Here is a 25,369-nt window from a genome sequence, read left to right on the forward strand (position 1 = left end):
GCGCCTTCCCTCCCTCAGTGTAGGAGGGAAGGCGGCGTCGGGAGTGCCGCACCTTGGCAGGAGAGGGCCGGGATGCCCTGGGCGCGACGAAACGGCGCTGCCTATGGTGTCTATAGCGGTGGTGGCCATCAAGGGGATGCCGCCGGTTGCCGAGGGTTTCGCTCATGCTCATACGTCCGGCGGCGGCTCATGATTGGCCCTCCGTCCTGGAGATCAATGCCGAGGGGCGTCCGGGCGTCGCTGAGCTCGATGCCCGGGAACTGACGTGGTTCGCCCACTATGCGGCGCATTTCCTGGTGGCTGCGTCAGGCACCCGGATCAGCGGCTATCTGCTGGCGCTGGCGCCAGAGGCGGCCTACCCGGGCGAGGAGTTCGCCTGGTTCCAGGCGCGCTATGCCGACTTCCTCTACGTCGACCAGGTGGCCGTGGCCTCGGCCATGCGCGGCGGTGGCGTCGGCAAGGCGCTCTATGCGGAGTTGATGAACCTGGCCCGCCACGAGAGCAGAGGCCGCCTGCTGTGCGAGGTGAATCTCGAGCCCGCGAACCCCGACTCCTTGCGCTTTCACGCCCGGCTTGGCTTTCGCGAGCAGAACACCCTGGCACTGGCCGATGGTCGTGTGGTGAGCCTGCAGGAGAGGAAGCTGTGACCCGAGGCGTGTCAGCGGGGATAAGGGACGCTCACATCACTTCCCCCGCATGGCGTCGAGGCTCCAGGGGCCGGGGCCGGCGAACACCAGGTAGAGGAACACGAAGCAGTAGAGGATGGCCGCGTCGCCGCCGTTGTTGACCGGGAAGAGATCCTGCGGGGCGTGGGCGAGCCAGTAGGCGAAGGCCATGGTGCCGGAGGCCAGGAAGGCCGCGGCCCGGGTCTGGAAGCCGATCAGCAGCAGGACCCCGCAGATGATCTCGATGAAGCCGGAGATCCCCGACAGCGAGAAGGCATCGACCACGCGGTCGGAGGGCGGGAAGCCGAGATGCTTCTGGGTACCGTGCAAGAGGAAGATGAAGGCCGAGACGATCCGCAGCACGCTGAGCACGCGCGGTGCCCATACCTTCTGTAGGTCTAGGGTGTTCATCGGAGCGTTCCTTGTCCATGGAGGGGTGAGCTGAGCGTGGCCCGCTTCGGTGCATCGGGCAAGGCGGCGCAGGTGATGATGGCGACGATCCGCCGGGTGATCGAGGAGCAGGGCACTGCCTGAGCCGGTTGCGCCGGCTCAGGCAGGAACAGGGGAGCATCCTAGGGAGATCAGCGTCTTGGTTCTGTGATCGGCTGTTTGCATCGTTCAGCTGATGGCTGCGGCCCTTGCCAGCAGAGCCGCGATGAAGCATCCGCAAGCGGCCGTCGAGGCGACCGTCCATCTGGCGCAGGATTTCCGGGCCGGTATTCAGATGGATTCCTTCCCTAAGGATCAATATACGAGCTCAAACGTATCAAGTTTCACCTGGGCAAGCCGAAGGTGTTTTTACTAGACTGAATGTTACTGGTTGTATCAAGGCGGTGTCGCGATATGCCACAAGGCGTCCTTGGCATTCGACACTCAGCAGAACACGACGCAGCAATCACCATCGAAGGGGAGGCGGTTATCGAGCTTGGCTATTCTATATCGATGAACTGAAGCCAGGAGATAATTCCATGCAAGGAGCACAACATGGTCGATCAAGTTTAAGGCGAATTCTGCGAAAAGTAGGAGAGTTTTTCTTTCTTTCCCTGGCTGTAATGCTGATTCCAGCGTTCGCTTATGTTGATGCCATTGTGTATGCCCCAGACCGTGCAGAACTGAGCCTGACACAGACGACGCAACATTTGCTGATCCTGATCACGGCTGCGATTATCTGGTTCCATGCTTGGAAATCTCCCGCGCAGCGCGGTTTTTTGGTACTGATGGCGGGTTTTTTCACCTGCATGTTGGTGCGCGAGCTGGATGGGTTCCTGGATGCCGTCTTCCACGGATTCTGGCTTTATCCTGCCTTGGTAGTGGCGTTTTCGTCCATTGCCTATGCTGCCATTTTCTGCCGCGGTACGGTTCTTCAGCCGATGGCGGAGTTTTCGGAAACAAAAGCTGCAATATACATCTTTTTTGGATTGATCACTCTGCTCGTGTTCAGTCGGGGATTCGGCAGTGGAAGCCTGATTTGGAGGGACATCATGGGAGAGTACTATCGGCACGAGTTCAAGCGCACCCTGCAGGAGGGGCTGGAACTGTACGGTTATATCTTTCTCTTCTATGGCAGTTTCTTGGCCATTCGGACAGTTCGTAGGTAGAGGAAGTTGCAGCAGTAGCGGATGGCGGCGTCGCCATCCGCTGCCTTGATTGTGGCTAGTCCGTCGAATCGTTCGAGGGGATGGCCGCCGGGTCCATCCACATCGCCTCCCATACGTGACCGTCGGGATCCGCCAGGGCGCGGCTGTACATGAAGCCGAGATCCTGAGGGGGATTGATATCGGCGGTGCCGCCCTTGGTGGCGGCCGCCTCGTTCATGGCGTCGACCGCTTCGCGGCTGTCGCACGACAGCGCGAGCATCACCTCGCTGGAGGTGGTTGGCGGGATCGGGCGGTTGGTGAAGGTGCGCCACTTGGCGTGGGTGAGCAGCATGACGTTGATCGCCTCGCTGCAGACCATGCAGGCCGCCGTCGCGTCGGTGAAGTGCGGGTTGTTCTCGAAGCCAAGGGCCTCGTAGAACGCCATCGAGGCGGCGAGGTCGGCAACGGGCAGGTTCACGAAGATCATGCGCGACATGGTGAGTCTCCATTGGTTGGTGCCATAGGGATAGTTGCTGGTGCTGTCTCCTGCCAGTCGAACGGGGCGTCGCGATTTCGACAGGGAGCCGGCGCGGGTGGCGGGTAGTGGCGATACCGTGCCTTGGGGCCTAGGGTCTTAGGGAGGGGCAGTCATCACCCTGGCTGCATGGGCACCGTATCGGGAAGGCGCGTTGCAAAGGGGGCTCGGGCCATGGGCACTCCGTGCATCGGCAGTTCCCGTATGCAAGGGAGGCCAACCCAATGAAGAACGTGGGCCAGTCCGCTGATTACGCGGCCATTACGGCACGACAGAAGGAGACCTGGGCCGCAGGGGACTTCAACCAGGTCGCTCGGCAGAACGTGTGCATGGCCGAGGCACTCTGCGATGCCGTCGATCTTCATGCCGGGGAGCGCGTGCTGGACGTGGCGTGCGGCAGCGGCACTGCGGCATTGGTCGCGTCGCGAAGGTATTGCGACGTCGTCGGGATCGACTATGTGGCCGCGTTGATCGAGCGTGCCAGGCACCGGGCGGTTGCCGACGACCTGGACGCCGAATTCCAGGTGGGCGATGCGCAGGACCTGCCGTTTCCCGATGCGAGCTTCGACGCGGTGCTTTCGGTATATGGCGTGCAGTTCGCGCCTGACCAGGAGCAGGCGGCCAACGAGATGCTGCGGGTCTGCCGGCCGGGCGGGAGGATCGCGCTCGCCAGCCCGATCCCGGAGGGCTGGAGTGGCGACTTCTTCGCCACCAACGCCAAGTACATCCCCCCGCCGGCCGGGATCAAGCCGCCACTGCGCTGGGGGACGGAGGCCGGCTTGGAGGAGCTCCTCGGTGCCGGTACCCGCTCGATCAGCAGCGAGAAGCGAACGGCGCTGCAGTATTACCGCTCCATCGAGCATGCCGGGGATGTGTTCCTGCGGTACTTCGGTCCTGCCATCCGTGCCTCCCAGGCCGACTCGGGAAGGGCGCTGCGTGGCGACCTGGAGGCGGTGTTCGATAGGTACAATCGGGCGACCGATGGCACCGCGGTCATCGAAAACACCTATCTCCTGACCGTGGCGATCCGCGCCTGACGGCTCTCCTCCGCACCTTCATCATGGGGCGGAGATCGTCAGAAACGTCCGCAGCAGGGCGATGACCTCGTCGGGGTGGCTGCGGGTCACCCAGTGGGAACCGGGCAGGCGGGCGGTGCGCAGGTCGGTGGCGTAGTCGGCCAGGTTGGCGTAGCCGGCCTCGGAGACGAAGGGGTCGCGCTCGGCGATGATCAACTGCACCGGGCAGGTCACGCTGCCCCGGGGCGGCAGCGGCGGCGGGTGGAGGACGTTCTGGCGGTACAGCGCCATGGGGCCGAGCGCCATGGCCATCACCTGGTCGCGGGGTTCCTCGAGCAGGGGGTCGTCCCTGGGCACCCCGGCCAGGCGCAGCACCCACTGCCAGCCGCGCACGCCACCCAGGCGCCACAGCGCTTCGCCCAGCGGCCAGACGAGCAGCGGCACGGTGTAGCTGGCGCGCAGCAGCTGCGCGACCACCGGCCAGAGTCGTCGCGGGCTCAGGCTCTTCAGGCCCTCCAGCCCCCATTGGCGCCAGATCGCCAGATGCGGCCCGGAGATGAAGCTCCAGCTGAGCACCCGCTGGCCGTAGTCGGGGTGGGTGACATAGGACCAGCCGATCGTGGCGCCCCAGTCGTGGCCGACCAGATGCAGCCGGTCGGCGCCCAGCTCCTGCACCACGGCCTCGATGTCCGCGAGCAGCCGGTCGATGCGGTAGTGCCGTGCCGGCTGGCGGGGCTCGTCGGCCGGGATGCCGGGCCAGTCCAGGCTGGCGACCCGATGGTCGTCGGCCAGCGCCGTCATGATCTCCTGCCACATGCGCTGGCTGTCCGGGTAGCCGTGCAGGAAGAGCACCAGGGGGCGCCCGGGGTCGCCGCCGTGGTGCACGCGCAGCCGGTACCCGGGGCGCTCGATCCAGGTCTCGGCGAGCCCGCTCATTCCGGCTCCGGCAGGGCGAAGGCGACGATGGCGTCGCCGGGGTCGGAGAACACGTGCCCGCCGGCGGCCACCACCAGGAACTGGCGCCGCTCGGGGCCGAGCCGGTAGGTCAGGGGCGTGGCGTGGGCGGCGTAGGGTAGGTCGGCGCGCCACAGCGTCTCGCCGCTGGCCAGGTCGAAGGCACGCAGGTAGCGGTCCGGGGTGGCGGCGATGAAGGCCAGGCCGCCGGCGGTGACGATGGGGCCACCGACATTGGGCACGCCCCATTCGAGCCAGAACGGCCAGGGAGCCAGGCCGCGGGTGGAGCCCAGCGGTACCTCCCAGCGGATCTCGCCGGCGTCCAGGTCGACGGCGGTCAGCGTGCCCCAGGGCGGGGCGCTGCACGGCATGCCCAGCGGCGAGCTCAAGAGCTCCACGCTGACCGCGTAGGGGGTGCCCCCCATCTCGCCGTAGAGCCGGTTCGACCCGGCCAGCCCGCCGGCGTCGGTGCGGGTCTCCTCCTCGGGCAGGGCGTCGTACTCGTCGCGGGGGATCAGCCGCACCCCGGTGGGCACCCGCGACTGGTTGACCACCATCAGGTTGCGGTGCGGGTCGACGGCGCCGCTGCCCCAGTTGATGCCGCCCGTGGCGGCGGGGAAGACCACCGTGCCCTGCAGGCTCGGCGGGGTGTAGAGGCCTTCGGAACGCCGCGACTCGATCTCGCGGCGGCAGCGGCCGCGGTCCCAGAAGGTCAGGCCCCAGGCGTCGTCGGGGGTCAGTTGCGGCGGGAAGAGCGTCGGCGGGGTGACCGGGAAGGGCTGGGTGGGGGCGAGCCAGTCGCCCGGCGCCGGGTCCTGGGGCACCGGGCGCTCCTCGATGGGGTGCAGCGGTTCGCCGCTCTCGCGGTCGAGCACGAAGACATGGCCGGTCTTGGTCGAGACGACCACCGCCGGCACCGGGCCGGCGGCGGTGTTCAGCTCGATCAGCGAGGGCTGGGCGCCGACGTCGTAGTCCCAGAGGTCGTGGTGGACGGTCTGGAAGTGCCAGGCGACCTCGCCGGCGCGCTCGCCGCGGGTGTGCAGGGCGATCACCGACGAGGCGTAGTGATCGAGCCCGTTGCGCTGGCCCCCGAAGTAGTCCGGCGGGGCATTGCCTGTGGGCACGAACAGCAGGCCGCGCTCGGCGTCGGCGGCCATCGGCGCCCAGACGTTGGCGGTGGCACGGCGGTAGGGGCCCTCCGGAGAGGTGGTGGGCTGGTCCGGGGGGATCGGGTCCCAGGCCCAGGCGAGTTCGCCGCTGCGGGCGTCGAAGGCGCGCACCACCCCGGGCGGGGCGTCGGCGCGCACGTTGTCGGCGACCAGGGCGCCGACGATGACCAGGTCGTCGACCACCAGCGGCGAGGAGGTGACGTAGTACTCCCAGGGCGGCACGTCGTCGCCGAGGTCGTCACGCAGCGCCAGGCGACCGGCCTCGCCGAACCCGGCGCAGGGGCGGCCGGTGGCGGCGTCCAGGGCGATCAGCTCGGCGTCCTGGGTGCCGGTGAAGATCCGCTCCCGGCACTCGTCCACGCCGTCGCTGGCGCTCTCATCGCGCCAGTAGGCCACGCCACGGCAGATCATCGGGTAGGCACCGTGCAGCCGGCGCAACTGCAGCTCGGGGTCGAACTGCCAGAGTTCCTCGCCGGTTTCCGGGGCCAGGGCGATGACGCGGTTGTAGGGGGTGCAGAAGATCAGCCGCTCGCCCACCACGATGGGCGTGACCTGCAGCGAGGTGCGGGTCTGGGTCTCGTCGCCGAGGGCGACGTCGCCGCTCTCGTAGCGCCATACCTCCTCGAGGCGGGCGACGTTGTCGGGGCGGATCTGGTCGAGGGGCGAGTAGCGCAGGCCATCGAGGCCTTGACCGTAGTGGGGCCAGCCGGCCGTCGGGCCGCTCGTGTCGAGGGGCGGGGGTGGTCCCTCGCAGCCGGCCACGAACAGCAGCGTGGTGAAAAGCAGTCCCCCCTGGATCGCGCCTTGCCGTCGCATCCTGCCGCTCCTCCCTGAAGCCCCGGCATGCCTGGCCGAAAACCCCCTTGCTCGACTTGAAGCTAGTTCATAAGCCGCCCCCGGGCGAGGCATGACCCCATTCCCCGTCATCGGGAGCCGCCGGGAGCGGTGAGCGAAAAGTGGCGTCGGGCACGATCCCGTGCCGTACTGAGGAGGCACCGAACAACAATAACCGGGGCTCCTCCATGAGCAAGTCGTTCCTCCATCCGATCATCTATGTGCGCGGCTTCGCCAGGCTCGATGCCGAGATAGAAGACACCATCAACACGCCCTACATGGGCTTCAACCTGGGCGCTACCCGGGTGCGCCAGGGGCCGGGGGGCGAGCTCCACACCTTCATCTTCGAGTCGCCGGTGATCCGCCTGATGAAGGACTACGGCTACCGGGACGTCTACCAGGACGGTGCGGTCCACGAGGGCCGGCTGCCCCGCACGAGCCTGCTGATCCACCGCTATTACGAGGACGCCGAGGGCGGCGGGCGGCGCCCGTCGATCGTCGAGGCGGCCGCCGAGCTGTCGGCGCGGATCCTGTGGCTGCGCGAGCGGGTCTGTGGCGCCGATGACGAGGCGCGGGCGGCCTTCAAGGTCTACCTGGTGGCCCACTCCATGGGCGGGCTGATCTGCCGCTGCCTGCTGCAGAACGACGCGGTGGGCGACCCCGAGGCCAAGGCCTGCGTCGACAAGGTGTTCACCTACGGCACGCCGCACAACGGCATCGAGATCGCCGGCATCAACGTACCGCGCTTCCTGGGCATGTGGGACGTCAACAACTTCAACCGCGAGAGCATCGCCGACTTCCTGCGGCTCAGGCCCCGCAACGGGCGCGTCAACCACCTGGACGGGGATTTTCCGCCCGAGCGCTTCTTCTGCCTGGTGGGCACCAATCACCGGGACTACGAGGCCGTTCGCTTCGCGGTCGGGGCGTCGAGCGACGGCCTGGTGAAGATCGACAACGCCTGGATCGAGGGGGCGCCCCGCGTGCATGCCTACCTCAGCCACAGCGGCCACTGCGGGATGGTCAACTCCGAGACGGGCTACCAGAACCTGACGCGCTTCCTGTTCGGCGATGCGCTGATGACGGCGCGGATGGTGGTGGAGCACCTGCCGCTGCCGCCCTCCGTGGAACAGGCGAAGGAGGACGGCGACGCGATCGAGGGCAGCTACCTGTTCGAGTGCACGGTGACGCCACGGCTGTTTCCGCCGGTGGCGCTGTCGGACCGCCGCATCGAGCACGGTTCGGCGATCTTCCGCCGCTACGACGAGATGTGTCACCCGGAGCGCGCCGGCCACGAACATGCCCGGCATCCGGTGCTGTTCTCGGTCTACCTCGATAGCTCGAAGATCACGGTGAGCCAGGGCCGGACCATGCTGCTGGTGGCCGACATCGCCGTGCGCAGCACCGAGTTCAAGGTGGCCGGACGCTGGTTCGTCAACCGCCGCGTGCCCGACGAGAACCTGTTCCGCGACAAGGTGGTGATCCTGGCCACCGCCGACGGCGATGGCTGGCGGCTGCGCTACATCATGGGCGACGAGGACTGGGGCGAGGGGCGTGGACGCGCGGTCAAGGTGGACGACGATGGCGCTACCTATGTGCCCCTGCGCAGCCGCAAGGGCTTCCGGGCGCGGCTCTGCCTGGAGATCGCCGCCTGGCAGTGAGCCAGCTCGTCGGCCGGGTAACGAAGAAGCGCCGCCCCAGTGGCGGCGCTTCGCGTTGCAGACCCGGTGAGGTCACGGCGCCGGGACTACCCCTTCGCGGTCGTTGCCGGCATCACGAGCGTTGACACACGCGCCTGACCTGCCTCGGGAAACCGCGGGGCGCGTGAACCATACTGACAGGGCCGCGATACCTCCTTACTTCCGGACTCAGGAGCTCACATGGCGTGTCATGACAAGGTGGTCATCCCCGATGAGCTGGCAGTGATGGCATGCAGCGACGGGGCCTGCGGATGATGAGGGGGAGGGAGCTCGCGGTTTCATGACGCTGCTGCTGATCGTCACGCTGCCCTTGCTCGGTGCCCTGCTGACCTGGGCGACGGCCCGCGCCGGAGACCTGCGGTTCTCGGCCATCGTCGCGGCGCTGGCTCCAGTGGTGGTGCTGGCCCTGGTGCTGTCCCTGTTGCCCGCGATCCTGGCGGGTGAGGTCATCGCTGCCGAGTGGCGCTGGATCGATGCCATCGGCCTCACGATCGCCTTCCGCATGGATGGGCTGGCCATGCTGTTCGCCCTGCTGATCGTCGGCATGGGCCTGCTGGTGATGCTGTATGCGCGCTATTACTTTGCCGGCAAGCATGGGGGTTGCCGTTTCTATGTCCTGACGCTGGTGTTCATGGCGTCCATGCTCGGCATCGTCACCTCGGGCAACCTGCTGTTCATGCTGGTGTTCTGGGAAATGACGAGCCTGGTCTCGTTCCTGCTGATCGGCTTTCACTCGGAACAGCGCCCGGCCCGTCGTGGTGCCCGTCTGACCCTGGTGATCACCGGCGGCGGGGGGCTGGCGCTGATGGCCGGTGTCATCCTGATCGGCCAGGCGGTGGGCAGCTATCACCTGAGCGATGTGCTGGCGGCCGGCGATACCCTGCGTGAGCACCGCCAATATCCGTTGATCCTGTCCCTGGTGTTGCTGGGGGCCATGACCAAGTCCGCCCAGTTCCCTTTCCACCTGTGGCTGCCGCATGCCATGACCGCGCCCACGCCGGTGTCCGTCTATCTGCACTCGGCGACCATGGTCAAGGCGGGGATCTTTCTGCTGGCCCGGCTGCATCCGGTGCTGGCGGAAACGCCTCTCTGGCTGTACAGCGTCTCCAGCGTGGGCATGGCGACCCTGCTCACCGGCGCCTTCGTGGCGATGTTCAAGCACGACACCAAGGGGCTGCTGGCCTACTCCACCGTCAGCCATCTGGGGTTGATCACCCTGCTGCTGGGCATGGGCACCAGGATGGGGTTGATCGTGGGCCTGTTCCACCTGCTGAATCATGCCCTGTTCAAGGCGCCGCTGTTCATGATGGCGGGCATCGTCGAGCAGTCGACCGGCACGCGGGACATGCGCCGCATCAACGGCATGTGGCACTTCATGCCCTATCTCGGCGTGCTCACCGGGGTGGCCGCCGCCTCCATGGCCGGGCTGCCGCTGCTCAACGGCTTCCTGAGCAAGAAGATGTTCTTTGCCGAGACCATGGTATCGCCGTTCACCGGCGTGCTGGCCTGGCTCACTCCCTCCCTGGCGGCCGTGGCCGGCCTGCTGTCGGTCGCCTACTCGGCACGCATCTTCCATAACGTCTTCTTCAACGGAGCGCCGCGGGACCTGCCCATCTGGCCCCCGAAGTTGCCGGGAGTGGGCATCCTGATACCCGTGACGCTGCTCTCCGCCGCCTGCATCGTGGTCGGCATCGTGCCGCAATACGTGGTGCATACGCTGCTGAAGCTTGCCGCCGAGGCGGCGCTGGGTGGGGAATTGCCGCAGTACAATCTCGGCCTGTTGCACCGCTTCAACCTGCCGTTCCTGATGAGTGCCCTGGCGCTGACGGGCGGCCTCGCCATGTACGTGGCAAGACGGCAGCTTTTCGCCATCTATGACCGGCTGCCCGAGGTCGATGCCAAGGAAAATTTCGAGTGGTTGATGCTGCAGGCGGGGACCTTCGCCGAACGGCTGGTGCACCGGCTGGAGAACGGCTCGGTCCAGCGCTATATCGCGCTCGTGCTGCTCAGTGCCCTGATCACGATGGGCACGGCCCTCGCTGGCATGACGGAGTGGCGCGGTGCCGAGGTGCTGACTCCCCTCGATCCCATGACCGTCTTCGGTACCGTGCTGTTGATGGCCTGCGCCCTGGGGGTGGCCGTCGGCCACCGCAACCGTTTCCTCGCCCTGTTGCTCACGGGGGCCGCCGGACTCTTCGTCACCCTCACCTTTGCCCGTTTCTCGGCGCCGGACCTGGCCCTGACGCAGCTGTCCGTGGAGGTGATGGCGGTGATCATCATGATGCTGGCCCTCTCCTTCCTGCCGCAGACGACGCCACCGGAGTCCTCCGTCCCGCGTCGCGTGCGCGACCTCTCGCTCGCCGGCCTGAGCGGCCTGGGCATGGCCATCGTGGCCTACGCGGTCATGACCCGCCCGGCGCAGAGCATCTCCGGGTTCTTCCTGGCCCGTAGCGTCCCGGAGGGCGGCGGCAGCAATGTGGTCAATGTGATCCTGGTGGACTTCCGGGGCTTCGATACCCTCGGCGAAATCACGGTGCTGGGGATTGCCGCCGTGGCCGTCTTCGCGCTCACCCGCAACCTGCAACTCAAGGACCGGGTGCCGCAGGAGCGGGGGCAGTACTGGGCGTCCGAGCCCCATCCCATGATTCTCAGGATGATCGCCCGCCCCATCCTGCCGGTCACGCTCATGGTGTCGGCCTACATCTTCCTGCGGGGGCATAACATGCCCGGAGGCGGATTCATCGCCGGACTGGTCACGGCCGTGGCCCTGTCGCTGCAATACATGGCGGGCAGCCTGGCCTGGGCCCATTCGTGCATGCTGACTCCCTTCCGCCCCCTGGTCGGTGGCGGCATCCTGCTGGCCGCACTCACCGGCCTGGGCAGCCTGGCAGCCGGCGCGCCTTTCCTGACCAGCTGGTTCGGGCACTACCGGCTGCCGGGGCTGGGTGACGTCGAGCTTGCCACCGCGCTGCTGTTCGACCTCGGCGTCTTCATCACGGTGGTGGGGGCGACCCTGCTGATCCTGGCCAACATGGGCAAGCTCATGACCCTGCAAGGGCCAGGGAAGGAGATCGGCTGATGGAAGTGCTGTTTGCCGCCGCCCTGGGGGTGCTGACGTTCTGCGGCGTCTACCTGATCCTGCGTGCCCGCACCTTTCCGGTGGTGTTGGGCCTGACCCTGCTGTCCCACGCCGTGAACCTGTTTCTCTTCGGCATGGGCCGCCTGACCCTGGAGGCGCCCCCGGTCATCGGCGAGAGCAGCCATCAGGCCGACCCGCTCCCCCAGGCCCTGGTGCTGACCGCCATCGTGATCGGTTTTGCCATGACCGCCTTCGTGGTCGTGCTGGCCCTGCGTGCCGCGGTGGAACTGCGCAGCGACCATGTGGATGGGGTGGACCCGGACGAGGACTGGCGCCCATGAACCACCTGATCATCCTGCCGGTGCTGATTCCGCTGTTGGCCGGCGCCTTCCTGGTGGTCGCGTTCGCCGTCCCGCTGGCGCTTCAGCGCCTGATCAGCCTGCTCAGCACCGCGCTGCTCGTGCTGATCGCGTGGCTGCTGTTCGAGCGGGTCATGGCGGGGAATCATGTGCTGTATACGTTGGGAAACTGGTCGCCGCCGTTCGGGATTCTGCTGGTGGCGGATCGCCTCAGTGTCCTGATGCTGCTGATCACCGCCGTGCTGGCGGCGTTCTGCGCCCTGTACGCGGGCCGCGGGGACGACAGCCGAGGTGCCCACTTCCACGCGCTGCTGCAGTTCCAGCTGGCGGGCATCAACGGCGCCTTCCTCACCGGTGACCTGTTCAACCTGTTCGTCTGCTTCGAGATCCTGCTGATCGCGTCCTACGCCCTGCTGTTGCACGGCGGCGGCATCGCGCGCTGCCGGGCCAGCCTGCACTACGTGATTCTGAACCTGGTCGGCTCGGCGATGTTCATCATCGGGGTCGGCATCCTCTATGGGGTGACCGGTACCCTGAACATGGCGGACCTGGCGGTACGCGTGGCCAATGCCCCCGCCGCAGACCTGCCGTTGCTGACCGCGGCCTCGCTGCTGTTGCTGGTGGTGTTCGGCATCAAGGCGGCCCTCTTGCCCCTGCTGTTCTGGCTGCCCCGAGCCTACACCGCCGCCAGCGCCCCCGTCGCGGCGCTGTTCGCCATCATGACCAAGGTCGGCGTCTACGCCATGCTGCGTGTCTTCAGCCTGATCTTCGGCCTGGAAACGGGCCTGGTCGGTACCATCGCCTGGCAGTGGCTATGGCCGCTGGCGCTTGCCACCCTGGCGCTCGGTGGCATCGGCGTACTCGGGGCGATCAACCTGCGCAACCTGACCGCCTACATGGTCATCGTCTCGGTCGGGACCCTGCTGGCGACCCTGGCGCTGGGCAGCCGGGACGCCCTCGCCGCGGGGCTCTTCTACCTGATTCATTCCACCCTGATGACGGCGGCCTTCTTCCTGCTGGCCGACCTGATCGCCCGGCAACGCGGGGAAGCCGCCGACCATATGGTGATTGCGGCGGCCATGGCGCATAAGCGCACCCTGGGGGTCGTGTATTTCGTCGGCGCCATCGCGCTTGCTGGCCTGCCGCCTTTCAGCGGCTTTGTCAGCAAGGTGTGGATCCTGCAGGTGGCCGGAGGCACGGACCGTCAGGCCTGGTTATGGCCGTTGCTGCTGATCGCCGCCTTCATGATCCTGATCGCCCTGAGCCGGGCCGGCAGCAAGTTCTTCTGGCGGCAGTCCGGTGAGCCCCCGCTGCGCTTCCGGATGGACCCGGCAAGGCTTGGCGTCGTGATCACGATGCTGCTGGGCAGTGTGGTGCTGTCGGTGGCCGCCACCCCCGTCATGTCGCTCATGCTGGATACCGCCGACGCCGTCCTGTCGCCCGGTGCCTATGTGGAGGCGGTCGAGGCGGCGGCTCGACAGACAGGGGAGGAACGCTGACATGGCAGCCCATCGACAGTTGCGTCACTGGTGGCCCCGGCCCCAGTTTTCCCTGTTTCTGCTGGTGCTGTGGCTATTGCTGATGAACACCCTGAGCCTGGCCCAGCTAGTGATCGGCGCCTTCCTGGGCTGGTCGATTCCTTATCTGACCCAGCCGTTCTGGCCGGAGAATCCTCGCCTGCACCAGGCGTGGCGGCTGGTGCCATACTTCGCCCACCTGCTGTGGGACATCCTCAAGTCGAACGTCACGGTGGCCCGGCTGATTCTGCTGCCGCCGGGGCGACTCCGGCCCGCCTTCATTCGTTACCCCGTCATCCTGACGGATGAGTTCGCCCTCGCCATGCTGGCCAGCACCATTTCGCTGACGCCGGGCACGGTGTCGGCCGGACTCAGCCCGGACCAGAAAACCCTGCTGATTCATGCCCTGCACGTGGTGGATGAAGAGGCCCTGATCCGCCATATCCACACCCGTTACGAGCAACCCCTGAAGGAGATCCTGGAATGATCGCCGCCGTCCTGCCGTTGGCCCTGCTGCTGTTCAGCGTCAGCCTGTTGCTGAATCTCTATCGACTGCTGCGCGGACCGGACCTGACCGACCGCATCCTGGGACTGGATACGCTCAGCATCAATGCCATCGCCGTGATCGTGCTGGCGGGCATCTACATGGACACCACCATCATCTTCGAGGCGGCTTTGCTCATCGCCCTCATGGGCTTCGTGGGCACCGTGGCCATGACCAAGTACCTGGTGCGTGGCGACGTCATCGAATGACCGCGAGGAGGGGCTCATGAACATCCCGCTCTGGCTGGACGCGTTGATCGCGGCGCTGTTGTTGATCGGCGCCATTGTGGCCACCCTGGGCTCGGTGGGGCTGGCCCGCATGCCGGATTTCTACATGCGCCTGCACGGGCCGACCAAGGCCTGCACCCTGGGGGTGGGCTGCACGATGCTGGGCTCGCTGCTGTACTTCAGTGTCGCCGGCCAGGGCATCAGCGTGCAGGAGGTGTTGATCACGGTCTTCCTCTTCGTCACGGCACCGGTGAGCGCCCATGTGATGGCCCGTGCGGCACTGCATCGTCGGGTGGCGTGCAGTGCCAATACCCGCCATCCCCCCTGGCCCGAGATGGACCATCCCCCGGCGCCCCCCTCGCTTGCGAACCCGGGGGAGGCCCGCCAGGGACCCTCGTCGATCCCCGGGGAGGGCTCCGACACTCGGACCCGGGGCAGCTGATGAGGCTGGAGATCGCCGCCTGGCAGTGAGCCCGCCCGAATCCCCGCCACGAAGCGCCGCCCCCGGGCGGCGCTTCGCGTTGGTGACCCGGCGAGGTCACAGCGTCATGAAGGGCGAGGGCTCCTGGTCGGTGAACCGGTAGACGTCCCAGTCGTCCCGCTTGGGCCCCGGCATGCCCGAGGTGCCGATGGGCAGGGCGGCCTGGGCCGCGGCGGACCCCAGCAGCAGGGCGCCGGTGAGCAGCACGGGCGTGGCATGACGGTTCATGAGCGATCTCCCGGGTGCGGGGTGGGGCGGGGCGAGGTGAAGAGGTACTTGATCAGCGAGGCGATGCCGAGACCCAGCAGCAGCAGAAGGGCAACCGGCATCACCCAACCCATGGGCCCCATCAGGGCGGTGCATTCGGTGAACATGGTGCGGCTCCTTCTCAGTTGGCGATCCAGGTCACGCCGTTGGGCCCCTGCCCGGTGCCATGGGTGGCGACCACCTCGCCGGCCTCCAGATCGATGACCGAGAGGCTGTCGCCGTAGAGGTTGGTGACGAAGACGAAGCGGCCGCCGTCATCGACGCTGACACCGTGGGCGCCCGGGCCCACCTCGTGGGTGGCCACTACCTCCAGGCTGGCGGTGTCGATGATCGAGACGCGGTTGTCCGGGGCTTCCCGGCTGCCCTCGTTGGCGACATGCACCAGGCGGCCGTCGGGACTGGCGTGGACCTGGATCGGCAGGCGGCCGACTTCGACCCGGGCGATGACCTCGCGGCTGGCGGTGTCGATCACCGCCACGCGGTTCTCGTCGCGCAGCGAGACGAACACGCGCTCGCCGTTCGGGGTGAAGCCGACCTGCACCGGGGCCTTGCCCACCGGGATGCGGGCGAGTTCCTCTCGGGCTTCGAGGCCGATCACCGAGACGCTGCCGTCGAGCACGTTGGCGACGTAGAGCTCGGTGCCGTCGGGGCTCAGGCGCAGCCCGTGGGGGTAACGGCCGGTGGCGATGGTGGCAATCTCCTCCCGGGTGGTCAGGTCGACAACGGAGACGCTGTCGTCGCCGGCATTGGTGACGAAGGCGTAGCGCCCGTCCAGGTCGCTGACCACATGGGCGGGGTGGCTGCCCACGGCGATGCTGGCCAGCGGCCCGTCGGCGAAGTCGTCGACCCCGAACAGCTGCAGCTCGCCGGGCTCGTCGCCTTGGGCGTGGCCATTGCCGTTCCCGTGAGCGTGCCCGTCTGCCACCGGTTCGCCGACCGCCATCAGCAGGCGGCCAGTGGCGCTGACCTGGGCATTGTGGGGGGCGATGGACAGCGGCAGGGTGGTCGACTGGCCGGCGGCCAGGTCGATGCGGGTGAGTGAGGCACCGCGTTCGTTGGCGGTGAAGACCTGGCCGGTGGGCGTGGCCTGGGCCGAGGCGGTGCCCTGGGCGAGGCCGAGTGCCAGGCCGGCGGCGAGCAGCCAGCCGAGCGATCGGAACATCGCCGGGCGGGAGGCAACGTGGGCGGAAGCGGCACGCGGGGCGGCGGGACGCACGGTGGCGGCCTGTAGCAGGAAACGGATCATGGCATGACTCCTGACGAACATGAAGGTGAAGGGAAAGCGGTCGCTTTCCGTGGCGGACGAGCCGCCTGGCGTTCGTTCAGGCTCTGGGAGGGCGGCGTGGGGGCAGCGGCGAGTGGGCGACGACCGCCGACGCCGGGCCGATGGTCGGGAGCTCCGGCGCGGCGTGGGCAGGAAGGAGGTCGAAGGCCAGTGCGGTACAGGCGGAGCAGCGTGGCTCGTCGCGGTCGCTGGTGCCGGCGTCGAGATGTTCGAGCTGTGGGGTGATCCCGCAGTCGAGGGCGTGGCTGTCCATGGCGCCGTGGCTCGACAGGCTGCCCATCGCCAGCAGCAGCACGAGCAGCAGCGCCAGCAGGCGGCCCCCTCGCGTGCGATGCAGTGATGTCCCGGCAAGCCTCGTCATGGTGCGCCCCTCAACCGATGTCTCTGCATTGAACCTCGATTACCCCGGCGTCGCATTGATCCAGGGCAAGGGAGCAAGCAGCCCCACGAACGCTTCAGGGGCATCCAGGGGCGGAGCCGGGTGGAGCAAAGCATCCGCCGGCCGAACGAAACCAGCCGGAGCGGGGGACGATCCGGCTGAGGGTATGCGCCAAGACGCTGTCTCACCCCGTCATGCCGGGGGCGTCATGAGGGGAAGGAGAACTGCGCGCCCTCGCGTACCCCGGCCGACGGCCAGCGCTGGGTGATGGTCTTGCGCTTGGTGTAGAAGCGCACGGCGTCCGGGCCGTAGGCGGCCAGGTCGCCGAACAGCGAGCGCTTCCAGCCACCGAAGCTGTGGTAGGACACCGGCACCGGCAGCGGCACGTTGATGCCGACCATGCCGACCTGGATATGGTCGCTGAAGTAGCGGGCCGCCTCGCCGTCGCGGGTGTAGATGCAGGTGCCGTTGCCATACTCGTGATCGTCGATCAGCTGCATGGCTTCCTGCATGGAGCCGGCGCGCACCACCAGCAGCACCGGCCCGAAGATCTCCTCGAGGTAGCAGGTCATCTCGGGGGTCACGCGGTCGATCAGGGTGCCACCGACATAGAAGCCGTTTTCAAAGCCCGGGACCTGGACGCCGCGGCCGTCGACCACGATCTCGGCGCCCTGGGCCTCGGCGCTGTCGATGTGGCCGCAGACCTTCTCCTGGTGGGCCTTGGTGATCACCGGGCCGAAGTCGTTCTCGGCATCATGGAAGGGGCCGACCTTGAGGGTCTGCATCTGCTCCTGCATCTTGGCGATCAGGGCGTCGGCGGCCGCATCGCCCACGGCCACGGCCACGGACAGCGCCATGCAGCGCTCGCCGGAGGAGCCGAAGGCGGCCCCGGTCAGGGAGTTGACCACGTTGTCCATGTCGGCATCGGGCATGACGATGGCATGGTTCTTGGCGCCGCCCAGGGCCTGGCAGCGCTTGCCATTGGCGCTGGCACGGTTGTAGATGTACTCGGCGATCGGCGTGGAGCCGACGAAGCTGACGGCCTGCACGCGGGAATCGTCGAGCAGGGTGTCGACGGCTTCCTTGTCGCCGTTGACGACGTTCAGCACGCCGGCGGGCAGGCCCGCCTCCAGCGCCAGCTCGGCGATGTAGAGCGTCGAGGTCGGGTCGCGCTCGGAGGGCTTGAGCACGAAGGTGTTGCCGCAGGCGATGGCCATCGGGTACATCCACAGCGGGACCATGGCCGGGAAGTTGAAGGGCGTGATACCGGCGACTACGCCCAGCGGCTGGAACTCGCTCCAGGAATCGATGCCGGGGCCGACGTTCTTGCTGTGCTCGCCCTTGAGCAGCTCCGGCACGCCGCAGGCATACTCGACGTTCTCGATGCCACGCTGCAGTTCGCCCTTGGCATCGTGCACGATCTTGCCGTGCTCCTGGCCGATCAGCCGGCAGATCTCGTCGGCATGCTCTTCCAGCAACTGCTTGAAGCGGAACATGACGCGGGCCCGCTTGGCGGGCGGCGTGTCGCGCCAGGCCGGATAGGCGGCCTGGGCGGCGGCGATGGCGTCCTCGACGGTGGCCTTGCTGGCCAGGCTCACCTGGCCGCCGACCTCGCCGGTGGAGGGGTTGAAGATGTCCTGGGTGCGCGCGTTGTCGTCGACGCGGGTGCCGTTGATCAGGTGGCCAAGAGTGGTCATTGCAATACCTCTAGAAGAAACGAGTACAAGTTGTGTTCAGTCCAGTTCGCCGATGGTCTCGCCGAGCACGTTGACGAGGCGGTCGATTTCGTCGCGCTCGACGATGAAAGGCAGGCCGAGCTGGATGGTGTCGCCGCCGTAGCGCACGTAGACGCCCTTCTCCCAGCACTTCATGGCGATTTCAAAGGGGCGCCGTGCCGGCTCGCCGGGGTAGGACTCGATCTGCAGGGCGCCGGCGAGTCCATAGTTGCGAATGTCGCTGATATAGCGGCTGCCCTTGAGGCCGTGCAGCGATTCCTCGAAGATCGGCCCCATCTCGCGCACGCGCTCGATCAGGCGATCGTTCTCGAGCACGTCCAGGGTGGCCAGCGCCGCGGCACAGGCCACCGGATGGCCGGAGTAGGTATAGCCGTGGGGCAGCTCGAGCATGTAGTCGGGCCCGCCCTGTTCCATGAAGGTCTGGTAGATCTCGCCCTGCACGATCACCGCGCCCATGGGCACCGCGCCGTTGGTCAGCTGCTTGGCCACGTTCATGATGTCCGGCACCACGCCGAACTCCTCGGCGCCGGTCATGGAGCCCATGCGGCCGAAGCCGGTGATGACTTCATCGAAGATCAGCAGGATGTCGTGCGCATCGCAGATCTCGCGCAGCCGCTGCAGGTAGCCCCTGGGTGGCGGGATCACGCCGGCCGAGCCGGCCAGGGGCTCGACGATCACCGCGGCGATGTTGGAGGCATCGTGCAGGGCGATCAGCTCCAGCAGCTCCTCGGCCCGCTCGGCGCCACGCTCGGGCATGCCCCTGGTGAAGGCATTTTCCGGGAGCAGGGTATGGGGTAGGTGGTCGGCATCGACGCCCTGGCCGAAGATGGTGCGGTTGGCGCCGATGCCGCCCAGGCTGAAGCCACCGAAGTTGACGCCGTGATAGCCCTTGGAGCGACCGATCAGCTTGGTCTTGGTCGGCTTGCCCTTCTTGCGCCAGTAGGCACGAGCGATCTTCAGCGAGGTGTCGGCGCTCTCGGAGCCGGAGCCGGTGAAGAACACGTAGTCGAGGCCCTGCGGGGTCAGCCCGCGAATGCGGTGGGCCAGCTCGAAGGCCTTGGGGTGGCCATACTGGAAGGCCGGGGCATAGTCCAGCGTGGCGAGCTGCCGAGCCACGGCCTCGGTGATCTCGGGGCGGCCGTGACCCGCACCGCAGGTCCACAGGCCGGAGAGGCCGTCGAAGACTTGCCGGCCCTGGGCATCGGTCAGGTAGCTGCCCTCGGCACCGACGATGATTCGTGGGTCGCGCTTGAACTGGCGGTTACCGGTGTAGGGCATCCAATAGGCATCCAGCTGCTCTGGGCTCAGCCCCGCGGTCTGGGAGAAGTCACGCTCGGACATGGCAGCACCCTCTGTTGATATCGCCGTTGTCGATGGTTCTGTAGCAGTAGGCTAGCTCCGGCTGTCAATAAGTTAAATCCAGATGTATTTAATTTCATGCAAGTCATTGCTTAACTTTCTGTCTTGGCAGCGATACCCTCGAAGCCGAACGTCGTCGAGAGGAGGGCATGCCGATGTCGCGCCGCAAGGAGGCCTTGACGGGCCAGCTGAGCGATGCCGATCTGCGCCTGCTGAGGATCTACCGCAAGGTGGTGGAGTGCGGTGGTTTTTCCGCCGCCGAGGTGGAGCTGAACATCAGTCGGGCCGCCATCAGCATGGCGATGAACGATCTGGAGACGCGGCTCGGCCTGCGCCTGTGCCAGCGAGGCCGCAGTGGCTTTTCGCTGACCGAGGAGGGGGCCGAGGTCTACGAGGCCATACTGCAGCTGCTGGCCGCGGTGGAGGGGTTTCGCACCCGGGTCAACGGCCTGCATGCCTGGCTCAAGGGCGAGCTCAACATCGGCATCACCGACAACCTGGTGACCATGCCCGAGATGCATATCACCAACGCCCTCAGCGCACTCAAGGAGCGCGGTCCGGATGTGCGCATCAACATCCGCATGATTCCGCCCAGCGATATCGAGCTGGCCGTGCTCGATGGTCGCCTGCATACCGGCGTGATTCCGGCGCTCAAGACCTTGCCCGGGCTGCATTACCTCTCGCTGTACGAGGAGACCTCGCAGCTCTACTGCGCCTCAGGCCATTCGCTGTTCGACGCCGAGCCGGTCACAGAGGAACAGTTGGCGAACTGCGACGCCGTGGTACCCGCCTATGCCCAGACGCCGGAGGTCAAGGCGTTGCATGAGCCCCTCAGGGCCGCCGCCTCGGCGACGGACCGGGAGGGCATCGCCTTCCTGATCCTGTCCGGTCGCTACATCGGTTACCTGCCCACCCACTACGCCGAGCAATGGGTGCGGGATGGCAGGATGCGCGCCCTGAACCCTGACAGGTGGCACTATCTCACCCATTACAGCGCCATCACCCGCAAGGGTGCCCCGCCCAACCTGGTGCTGGAAAGCTATCTCGAGGAGCTGGATCGTCTGATGAAGGCCTGACAGCGGCTCGCCGTCGGGTGCCCCGCCCGGCAAGGCCGGGCGGGGGAGGAATCGCAGATCACGACTTTCTAGTCAGTATGGAGCTATGATCAGGATCTTCATGGGTTTTTGCTTCCATACATATGTGGACGGCGATCATTTTTCACTATTTTAAACTCGCCAGCCTTGAGCTTCGTCCAGTAGGAGTGAAACTCTCGTCGGACCACTTTCGCGAGGAAATAAAGACCGATGATGTTGCATAGGGCCAAGAGGAAGAAGACCGAATCTGCGAACAAGATGACAGGGGCGAGGGTAGAAGCGGCACCGATGACGGTGAAGCAAAGGAAGATGGCCTTGTACACTACCTCGGCTCGGGGGTTGTCGCCGAGGAGGAAGCCGAAGCCTTTCATGCCATAGTACGAGTTGCTGAGAATCGTCGAGTACGCGAAGAGCAATACGGCGAGCGCGAGGACATAGGGGAACCAGGGGGACACGGTTTCGAACGCGCGCGACGTCAGGGTGACCCCGCTGACCTCGAGCACATCCGACCCCTGCCACGTACCCGTCAGGACGATGGTCAGGGCTGTCATCGAACATACGATGATCGTGTCGATGAAGGGTTCGAGAGAAGCGACGAACCCTTCGCTGGCAGGACGGTTGGTTTTGACCGCCGAGTGTGCGACGGCGGCATCGCCGACGCCTGCCGAGTTTGAGAACGTCGCACGCTGGAGACCCACGACGAGTGAGCCGACAACACCACCTGCGACGCCTTCGGGTGAGAAGGCTCCGGTGATGATTTCGCCGAGTGCCGCGGGGACACCACCGATGTTGGTGAAGATGACGATCAGGCAAGCGGTCACGTAGAGCACTGCCATGAACGGCACAAGCACCCCCGTGACACGTGCGATTGACTTGATGCCACCCAGAATCACGAGGGCGGTAAGAGCCGCCATGGCAACGCCAATGGCCCACTTGTTGTCGGCTAGCCAGGCAACGTCAGCAACATCGACCAGTTGCTGAGTGGCCTGGTTTGCCTGAAACGCGTTGGTGCCAAGCGCAGCAATCATCATGAACAGCGCCCAGGCTATGGCGAGAAACTTACCGAGTCTGGCGAAGCCGACTTCCGCCAGTCCGTCGCGGAGGTAATACATCGGCCCCCCGGAAGTCGTTCCATCGGCATGAACGTGCCGGTACTTTACGGCTAGAGTACACTCGACCATCTTCGTCGACATGCCAAAGAAGCCCGCCACCACCATCCAGAACGCCGCGCCAGGTCCGCCCAGGGTGATGGCGACGGCGACGCCGGCGATGTTGCCGAGGCCAACTGTGCTGGACACGGCGGTTGCCAGTGCCTGGAAGTGGCTCACTTCTCCGACCGCTTCGGCAGGGGTGTACTTGCCCCGAATCAGGTTCACTGCATGTTTCATACCGCGAACATTGAGAAACTTGAGCCACAGTGTAAAGAAGGTGCCGGCCACGATGAGCCACAACACGATGATGGGAGCCTCAGTGCCAAACATAGGCAGTGGATAGAAAACGATCGAGGCCAGCCATTCAGCGAAAGGACTAAAGTACTGGTCCAGAACGGCATCGAAAGCGCTACCATTAAACAGGGACGACATGTTCATGGGACCACCACTACGGCTACGGGTGAATGTTGCGCGAGCCGGCTGGCGGTGCTGCCGAAAATCGCGTTGCGCAGATTCGATTCGCCGGTACGACCGACGATGATGAGATCGTGCTCATCGCCCCTTGCCATGTCTGCCAGCACCTCAGAAGGGCGACCATGCCTGATATCTGTGGAGATGTCGATGTTGGTGAAACGTCCTTCTGCAGCGATCCAGTCAAGGAGCGGCTGGATGATTTTAGCGTGAGCCTGCTCGACTTCCTGCTTCCGGCGCAGAGGGCGTCGCTCGTTGTCCTCCTTAGTGGAAAACTTGTATGGAGACCAGTTTATGACGTGCGCAATCGTGATGTGCCAGGAGTTTAACAGGGCTCTTTCCAAGGTGAACTGTACTGCTCGTCTTGAGCTTTGACTGTGATCTACTCCAACGAGTACGGATTTCATGGTTGTTCTCCTTATTGGAACCGTTGCTGCTGGGTAGCGATCAAGCGGCGGCGCTGTCGCTACGGAAGATACTCTTTTCGAACTGTTTCCAACTGTAACCCAGACGGGTTCCGACCAGACTGGTGACTGCCGTGCCGAAATGAAAACCGATAAATTCGATGCGGGCTATTTGCTGGCAATAATGGACAAGACGAGAGAAGTTGCCTTGGGTCGGCTCACTGTGACCATGTGTCTGTAGGACTGCTATAAAGAGGCCCGGCACCGGGGTGGCTGGGCCTCGTTCAATAGGTGGAAACCTGTCACTCCATTTGCTGGACGGCAAGTTGAGCGGCTTCTTCGATCATGCCTTCGATTTCACCGGCTTCTTTCTTTTCGATGATGAATTCATTCAGCTCCTGAATATCTGCCTCGGGAGTCGACTGGTTCATGCCGAAGGCCACTCCCTGAGGGGCGATTGGCGGGTTGGGCGTCATGACAACCGACCAGTCAGGATTGGCATGGTGGAAGAGGAGATTGGTGTCATTGGCGTCAGCCAGGACATCGGCGCGCCGCGACATGACGGCCAGCCGAGTTTCGTCCATGCCGGGCAAACGCATGATATTGGCATTCTCGGTGCGCTCAGTCACGGCCTTGTCCTGCACGGTGCCTGACATGACCGCGATAGTGATGTCTGCCTTGTCGATATCGGCCAGATCGTTCACACCCTCGGAAAGTTTCGGATTGTCCTTGTTATAGAGGAAGGAAACCTGGTAGTAGGATACGGGTTCAGAGAACGCTACGGCTCTAGCACGCTCCGGCGTTTCATTGAGCGCCATCGACAGGTCCCAGCGGCCACTCTGAGCCCCTGCCACGATATTGTCCCAGTTGGTGTCGACGAACGTTGCTTCAACTCCGAGGTGTTCGGCGAACTCGCGGCACATCTCTACGAAGAAGCCGTTATAGGTGTTGGTTCTCGGGTCCTTCATGACATAAGGGGTCGCAATGGCCGCACCACACCGAAGGGCACCGGCATCCTTGACCCTTTCCCATGTTGTCTCAGCGGCGACTGCCGATGAGGCATAGGTCAACCCGAGTGTCGCTGCGCAGCAAACAGCGGCAAAGGAATGCAGTCTGTTGAGTTTGTTCATTTCATAAGCCCTTGTTTTTAAAATGATATGAAGTCCAACACAGCATCATGTCATGTCGAGGAGCAGGCTTGTCTCTGTCTGTGCTCGCCGACGGACAGGCCTCACACTAAGTATGCAGACCTGCATACAAGGTAGGGTCAGGATTTCGGGAAGTCAACCAGCGACCTTCAGATGGAGGGGCGGCTCGCCATCTGGAGGAACGCATCGTCGCACCCCTACGTCCGTGCTCATGCGCACTCGGACGACACGGCCCCACAGGCCAACGGCCAGGAGACGGATTTGTTTGACAGTCGTCATCGTCATATTTTCATAGTTAATTCAATGATATATCGACGTCTCGTCGAGCCCTGCTGGGGCAGAAGGGGGCTCGCATTACTTTTCCTGAAAAACCCTTGACAGGGGAGAAAGGTGCTGTATAGAGTTGTATGCAGATCTGCACACAAAGAATTGCAGGCATTTTTACAAACCAGACAACAATAAGAGGAGGGCCCATGTTTTCTCGAACAGCTTGCAGCGTGACCAGAGCTCCAGCCATCGCCGCCTAGTCGATGCCGGGTGTCATAACATCGCATTGACTAAACATGAGAACATGATGTGGTTCGGAGATGATGATGAATATGGTAGACAATATTAATAAGCAACAAGAAGAAGAGACTGCCAAATATCAAGGCGCCGAAGACAATAGTCCCTTGATAGAGTTCAAGGGAGTCACCAAGCGCTTTGGTGATACTTGCGTCATGGATGAGATGGACCTGAAGATGAAGGCCGGAGATCGACTGGTAATCATCGGTCCGAGTGGTAGCGGAAAAAGCACCTTGCTGAGGGTGTTGATGGGGTTGGAAAAGATTGACAAGGGCGAGATCTTTTTTGGCTCTAACCCCTATATCACCGTTGACAGGAAAGGACGAACGCGCACGGACATGTCCGTGAGAAGCAAGATTGGAATGGTTTTTCAGCATTACACCCTTTTTCCTCACCTGTCGGTAATGAGTAACTTGACGTTGTCGCCCGTCAAGGTCCGTGGCATGGCCAGGTCAGAGGCAGAGGATCGTGCTCGAGAATATCTCGCTCGGCTCGGGATGGAGGACAAGCTATATAGCTATCCGGGCAAGCTGTCAGGCGGACAAAAGCAGCGTGTCGCGATTGCCCGTGCGCTAATGCTTGAGCCGAAGCTGATGCTGTTTGATGAGGTGACATCTGCGCTGGATCCAGAGATGGTGGCAGAGATAGAAAAGGTCATGCTGGACCTTGCCAAGCAGAAAATGGCCATGATGATCGTCACGCATGATATGTACTTTGCCAAGAAGATTGCTACTGAGTCGGTTTTCATCGCTGGCGGGAAAGTAATAGAGAAATGCGACCCTGAGATCATGTTCAATGAGCCGAAGCAGGAGCGCACCAGGGACTTCCTCGACAAGGTCCTTCATCTCAAGTGAGGT

25 protein-coding genes are annotated in these 25,369 nt (G+C 64.8%); 12 read left to right on the plus strand and 13 right to left on the minus strand.

The genetic code is table 11. The features are described 5' to 3' along the window. The first annotated feature begins 164 nt into the window (after positions 1-164). Entirely contained in the window at positions 165-647 is a 483-nt protein-coding gene (locus tag C1H66_RS20830; protein ID WP_102629787.1) for a GNAT family N-acetyltransferase, read from the plus strand. Between the two features lie 36 nt (positions 648-683). Here C1H66_RS20830 and C1H66_RS20835 read toward each other — a convergent pair whose 3' ends face one another. After that, complete coding sequence (locus tag C1H66_RS20835; RefSeq protein WP_102629788.1) at positions 684-1,076, minus strand: DoxX family protein; 393 nt, start codon at positions 1,074-1,076, stop codon at positions 684-686. 557 nt (positions 1,077-1,633) lie between these two features. On the opposite strand from C1H66_RS20835, the gene C1H66_RS20840 reads away from it, so the two are divergent. Further along, entirely contained in the window at positions 1,634-2,263 is a 630-nt protein-coding gene (locus C1H66_RS20840; protein WP_146010761.1) for a hypothetical protein, read from the plus strand. A gap of 55 nt (positions 2,264-2,318) precedes the next feature. Here C1H66_RS20840 and C1H66_RS20845 read toward each other — a convergent pair whose 3' ends face one another. Next, the gene (locus C1H66_RS20845) at positions 2,319-2,738 is read right to left on the minus strand and encodes a VOC family protein (RefSeq protein ID WP_102629790.1); all 420 of its coding nucleotides are present in this window, start codon (positions 2,736-2,738) and stop codon (positions 2,319-2,321) included. A gap of 263 nt (positions 2,739-3,001) precedes the next feature. Between C1H66_RS20845 and C1H66_RS20850 the strand changes: the two genes are divergently transcribed. Further along, the gene (locus tag C1H66_RS20850; protein ID WP_102629791.1) at positions 3,002-3,814 is read left to right on the plus strand and encodes a class I SAM-dependent methyltransferase; all 813 of its coding nucleotides are present in this window, start codon (positions 3,002-3,004) and stop codon (positions 3,812-3,814) included. Positions 3,815-3,835: 21 nt separating this feature from the next. Here C1H66_RS20850 and C1H66_RS20855 read toward each other — a convergent pair whose 3' ends face one another. Further along, the gene (locus C1H66_RS20855; protein ID WP_102629792.1) at positions 3,836-4,729 is read right to left on the minus strand and encodes an alpha/beta fold hydrolase; all 894 of its coding nucleotides are present in this window, start codon (positions 4,727-4,729) and stop codon (positions 3,836-3,838) included. Further along, complete coding sequence (locus C1H66_RS20860) at positions 4,726-6,732, minus strand: pyrroloquinoline quinone-dependent dehydrogenase (protein WP_102629793.1); 2,007 nt, start codon at positions 6,730-6,732, stop codon at positions 4,726-4,728. The genes C1H66_RS20855 and C1H66_RS20860 overlap by 4 nt, the downstream gene beginning before the upstream one ends. A 206-nt stretch (positions 6,733-6,938) precedes the next feature. Here C1H66_RS20860 and C1H66_RS20865 point away from each other — a divergent pair, with 206 nt between their 5' ends. The 7 genes from C1H66_RS20865 to C1H66_RS20895 all read left to right on the plus strand — a co-directional run bounded on the left by C1H66_RS20865 (position 6,939) and on the right by C1H66_RS20895 (position 14,615). Further along, entirely contained in the window at positions 6,939-8,408 is a 1,470-nt protein-coding gene (locus C1H66_RS20865) for an esterase/lipase family protein (protein ID WP_102629794.1), read from the plus strand. Between the two features lie 319 nt (positions 8,409-8,727). Next, entirely contained in the window at positions 8,728-11,526 is a 2,799-nt protein-coding gene (locus C1H66_RS20870; protein ID WP_102629795.1) for a monovalent cation/H+ antiporter subunit A, read from the plus strand. After that, entirely contained in the window at positions 11,526-11,867 is a 342-nt protein-coding gene (locus C1H66_RS20875) for a Na+/H+ antiporter subunit C (protein WP_102629796.1), read from the plus strand. The genes C1H66_RS20870 and C1H66_RS20875 overlap by 1 nt, the downstream gene beginning before the upstream one ends. After that, positions 11,864-13,384, plus strand: a complete 1,521-nt coding sequence (locus C1H66_RS20880) for a monovalent cation/H+ antiporter subunit D (RefSeq protein WP_102629797.1) — start codon at positions 11,864-11,866, stop codon at positions 13,382-13,384. The genes C1H66_RS20875 and C1H66_RS20880 overlap by 4 nt, the downstream gene beginning before the upstream one ends. A gap of 1 nt (position 13,385) precedes the next feature. Further along, on the plus strand, positions 13,386-13,889 hold the full coding sequence (locus tag C1H66_RS20885; RefSeq protein ID WP_102629798.1) for a Na+/H+ antiporter subunit E: 504 nt from the start codon (positions 13,386-13,388) through the stop codon (positions 13,887-13,889). Then, entirely contained in the window at positions 13,886-14,155 is a 270-nt protein-coding gene (locus tag C1H66_RS20890) for a K+/H+ antiporter subunit F (RefSeq protein ID WP_102629799.1), read from the plus strand. Before C1H66_RS20885 ends, C1H66_RS20890 begins: the two co-directional genes overlap by 4 nt. A gap of 16 nt (positions 14,156-14,171) precedes the next feature. After that, positions 14,172-14,615 carry a Na+/H+ antiporter subunit G gene (locus tag C1H66_RS20895; protein ID WP_181423461.1) on the plus strand — a complete coding sequence of 148 codons (444 nt, stop codon included), beginning with the start codon at positions 14,172-14,174 and terminating at the stop codon, positions 14,613-14,615. 96 nt (positions 14,616-14,711) lie between these two features. Here the strand turns inward: C1H66_RS20895 and C1H66_RS23000 are convergent, their stop codons facing one another. From C1H66_RS23000 to aptA, 6 genes are all read right to left on the minus strand, one after another. After that, the gene (locus tag C1H66_RS23000) at positions 14,712-14,882 is read right to left on the minus strand and encodes a hypothetical protein (RefSeq protein WP_170064204.1); all 171 of its coding nucleotides are present in this window, start codon (positions 14,880-14,882) and stop codon (positions 14,712-14,714) included. Then, positions 14,879-15,028, minus strand: a complete 150-nt coding sequence (locus tag C1H66_RS23005) for a hypothetical protein (RefSeq protein ID WP_170064208.1) — start codon at positions 15,026-15,028, stop codon at positions 14,879-14,881. Before C1H66_RS23005 ends, C1H66_RS23000 begins: the two co-directional genes overlap by 4 nt. 14 nt (positions 15,029-15,042) lie before the next feature. Further along, positions 15,043-16,167, minus strand: coding sequence for a YncE family protein (locus C1H66_RS20900; RefSeq protein ID WP_205738715.1), 1,125 nt, complete (start codon positions 16,165-16,167; stop codon positions 15,043-15,045). A 76-nt stretch (positions 16,168-16,243) separates the two neighbouring features. Continuing rightward, the gene (locus tag C1H66_RS20905; protein WP_102629800.1) at positions 16,244-16,567 is read right to left on the minus strand and encodes a hypothetical protein; all 324 of its coding nucleotides are present in this window, start codon (positions 16,565-16,567) and stop codon (positions 16,244-16,246) included. 224 nt (positions 16,568-16,791) lie between these two features. After that, positions 16,792-18,282: a CoA-acylating methylmalonate-semialdehyde dehydrogenase gene (locus C1H66_RS20910; protein ID WP_102629801.1), complete on the minus strand. Its 1,491-nt coding sequence runs from the start codon at positions 18,280-18,282 to the stop codon at positions 16,792-16,794. Positions 18,283-18,318: 36 nt separating this feature from the next. Further along, positions 18,319-19,662, minus strand: a complete 1,344-nt coding sequence (gene aptA / locus C1H66_RS20915; protein WP_102629802.1) for an omega-aminotransferase AptA — start codon at positions 19,660-19,662, stop codon at positions 18,319-18,321. Positions 19,663-19,835: 173 nt separating this feature from the next. Between aptA and C1H66_RS20920 the strand changes: the two genes are divergently transcribed. Next, positions 19,836-20,756, plus strand: a complete 921-nt coding sequence (locus C1H66_RS20920) for a LysR family transcriptional regulator (protein WP_102629803.1) — start codon at positions 19,836-19,838, stop codon at positions 20,754-20,756. Positions 20,757-20,854: 98 nt separating this feature from the next. Here C1H66_RS20920 and C1H66_RS20925 read toward each other — a convergent pair whose 3' ends face one another. The 3 genes from C1H66_RS20925 to C1H66_RS20935 all read right to left on the minus strand — a co-directional run bounded on the left by C1H66_RS20925 (position 20,855) and on the right by C1H66_RS20935 (position 23,930). After that, positions 20,855-22,363 (minus strand): alanine/glycine:cation symporter family protein, encoded by a 1,509-nt coding sequence (locus tag C1H66_RS20925; RefSeq protein ID WP_205738716.1) that lies wholly within the window; start codon positions 22,361-22,363, stop codon positions 20,855-20,857. After that, on the minus strand, positions 22,360-22,803 hold the full coding sequence (locus C1H66_RS20930) for a universal stress protein (protein WP_102629804.1): 444 nt from the start codon (positions 22,801-22,803) through the stop codon (positions 22,360-22,362). Before C1H66_RS20930 ends, C1H66_RS20925 begins: the two co-directional genes overlap by 4 nt. Positions 22,804-23,102: 299 nt before the next feature. Beyond that, the gene (locus C1H66_RS20935; protein WP_102629805.1) at positions 23,103-23,930 is read right to left on the minus strand and encodes a substrate-binding periplasmic protein; all 828 of its coding nucleotides are present in this window, start codon (positions 23,928-23,930) and stop codon (positions 23,103-23,105) included. Between the two features lie 611 nt (positions 23,931-24,541). On the opposite strand from C1H66_RS20935, the gene C1H66_RS20940 reads away from it, so the two are divergent. Then, complete coding sequence (locus C1H66_RS20940; RefSeq protein WP_240618420.1) at positions 24,542-25,366, plus strand: amino acid ABC transporter ATP-binding protein; 825 nt, start codon at positions 24,542-24,544, stop codon at positions 25,364-25,366. The last annotated feature ends 3 nt before the right edge of the window (positions 25,367-25,369 follow it).

Origin of the sequence: Halomonas heilongjiangensis, assembly GCF_002879645.1 — a bacterium.
Lineage (GTDB): Bacteria > Pseudomonadota > Gammaproteobacteria > Pseudomonadales > Halomonadaceae > Halomonas > Halomonas heilongjiangensis.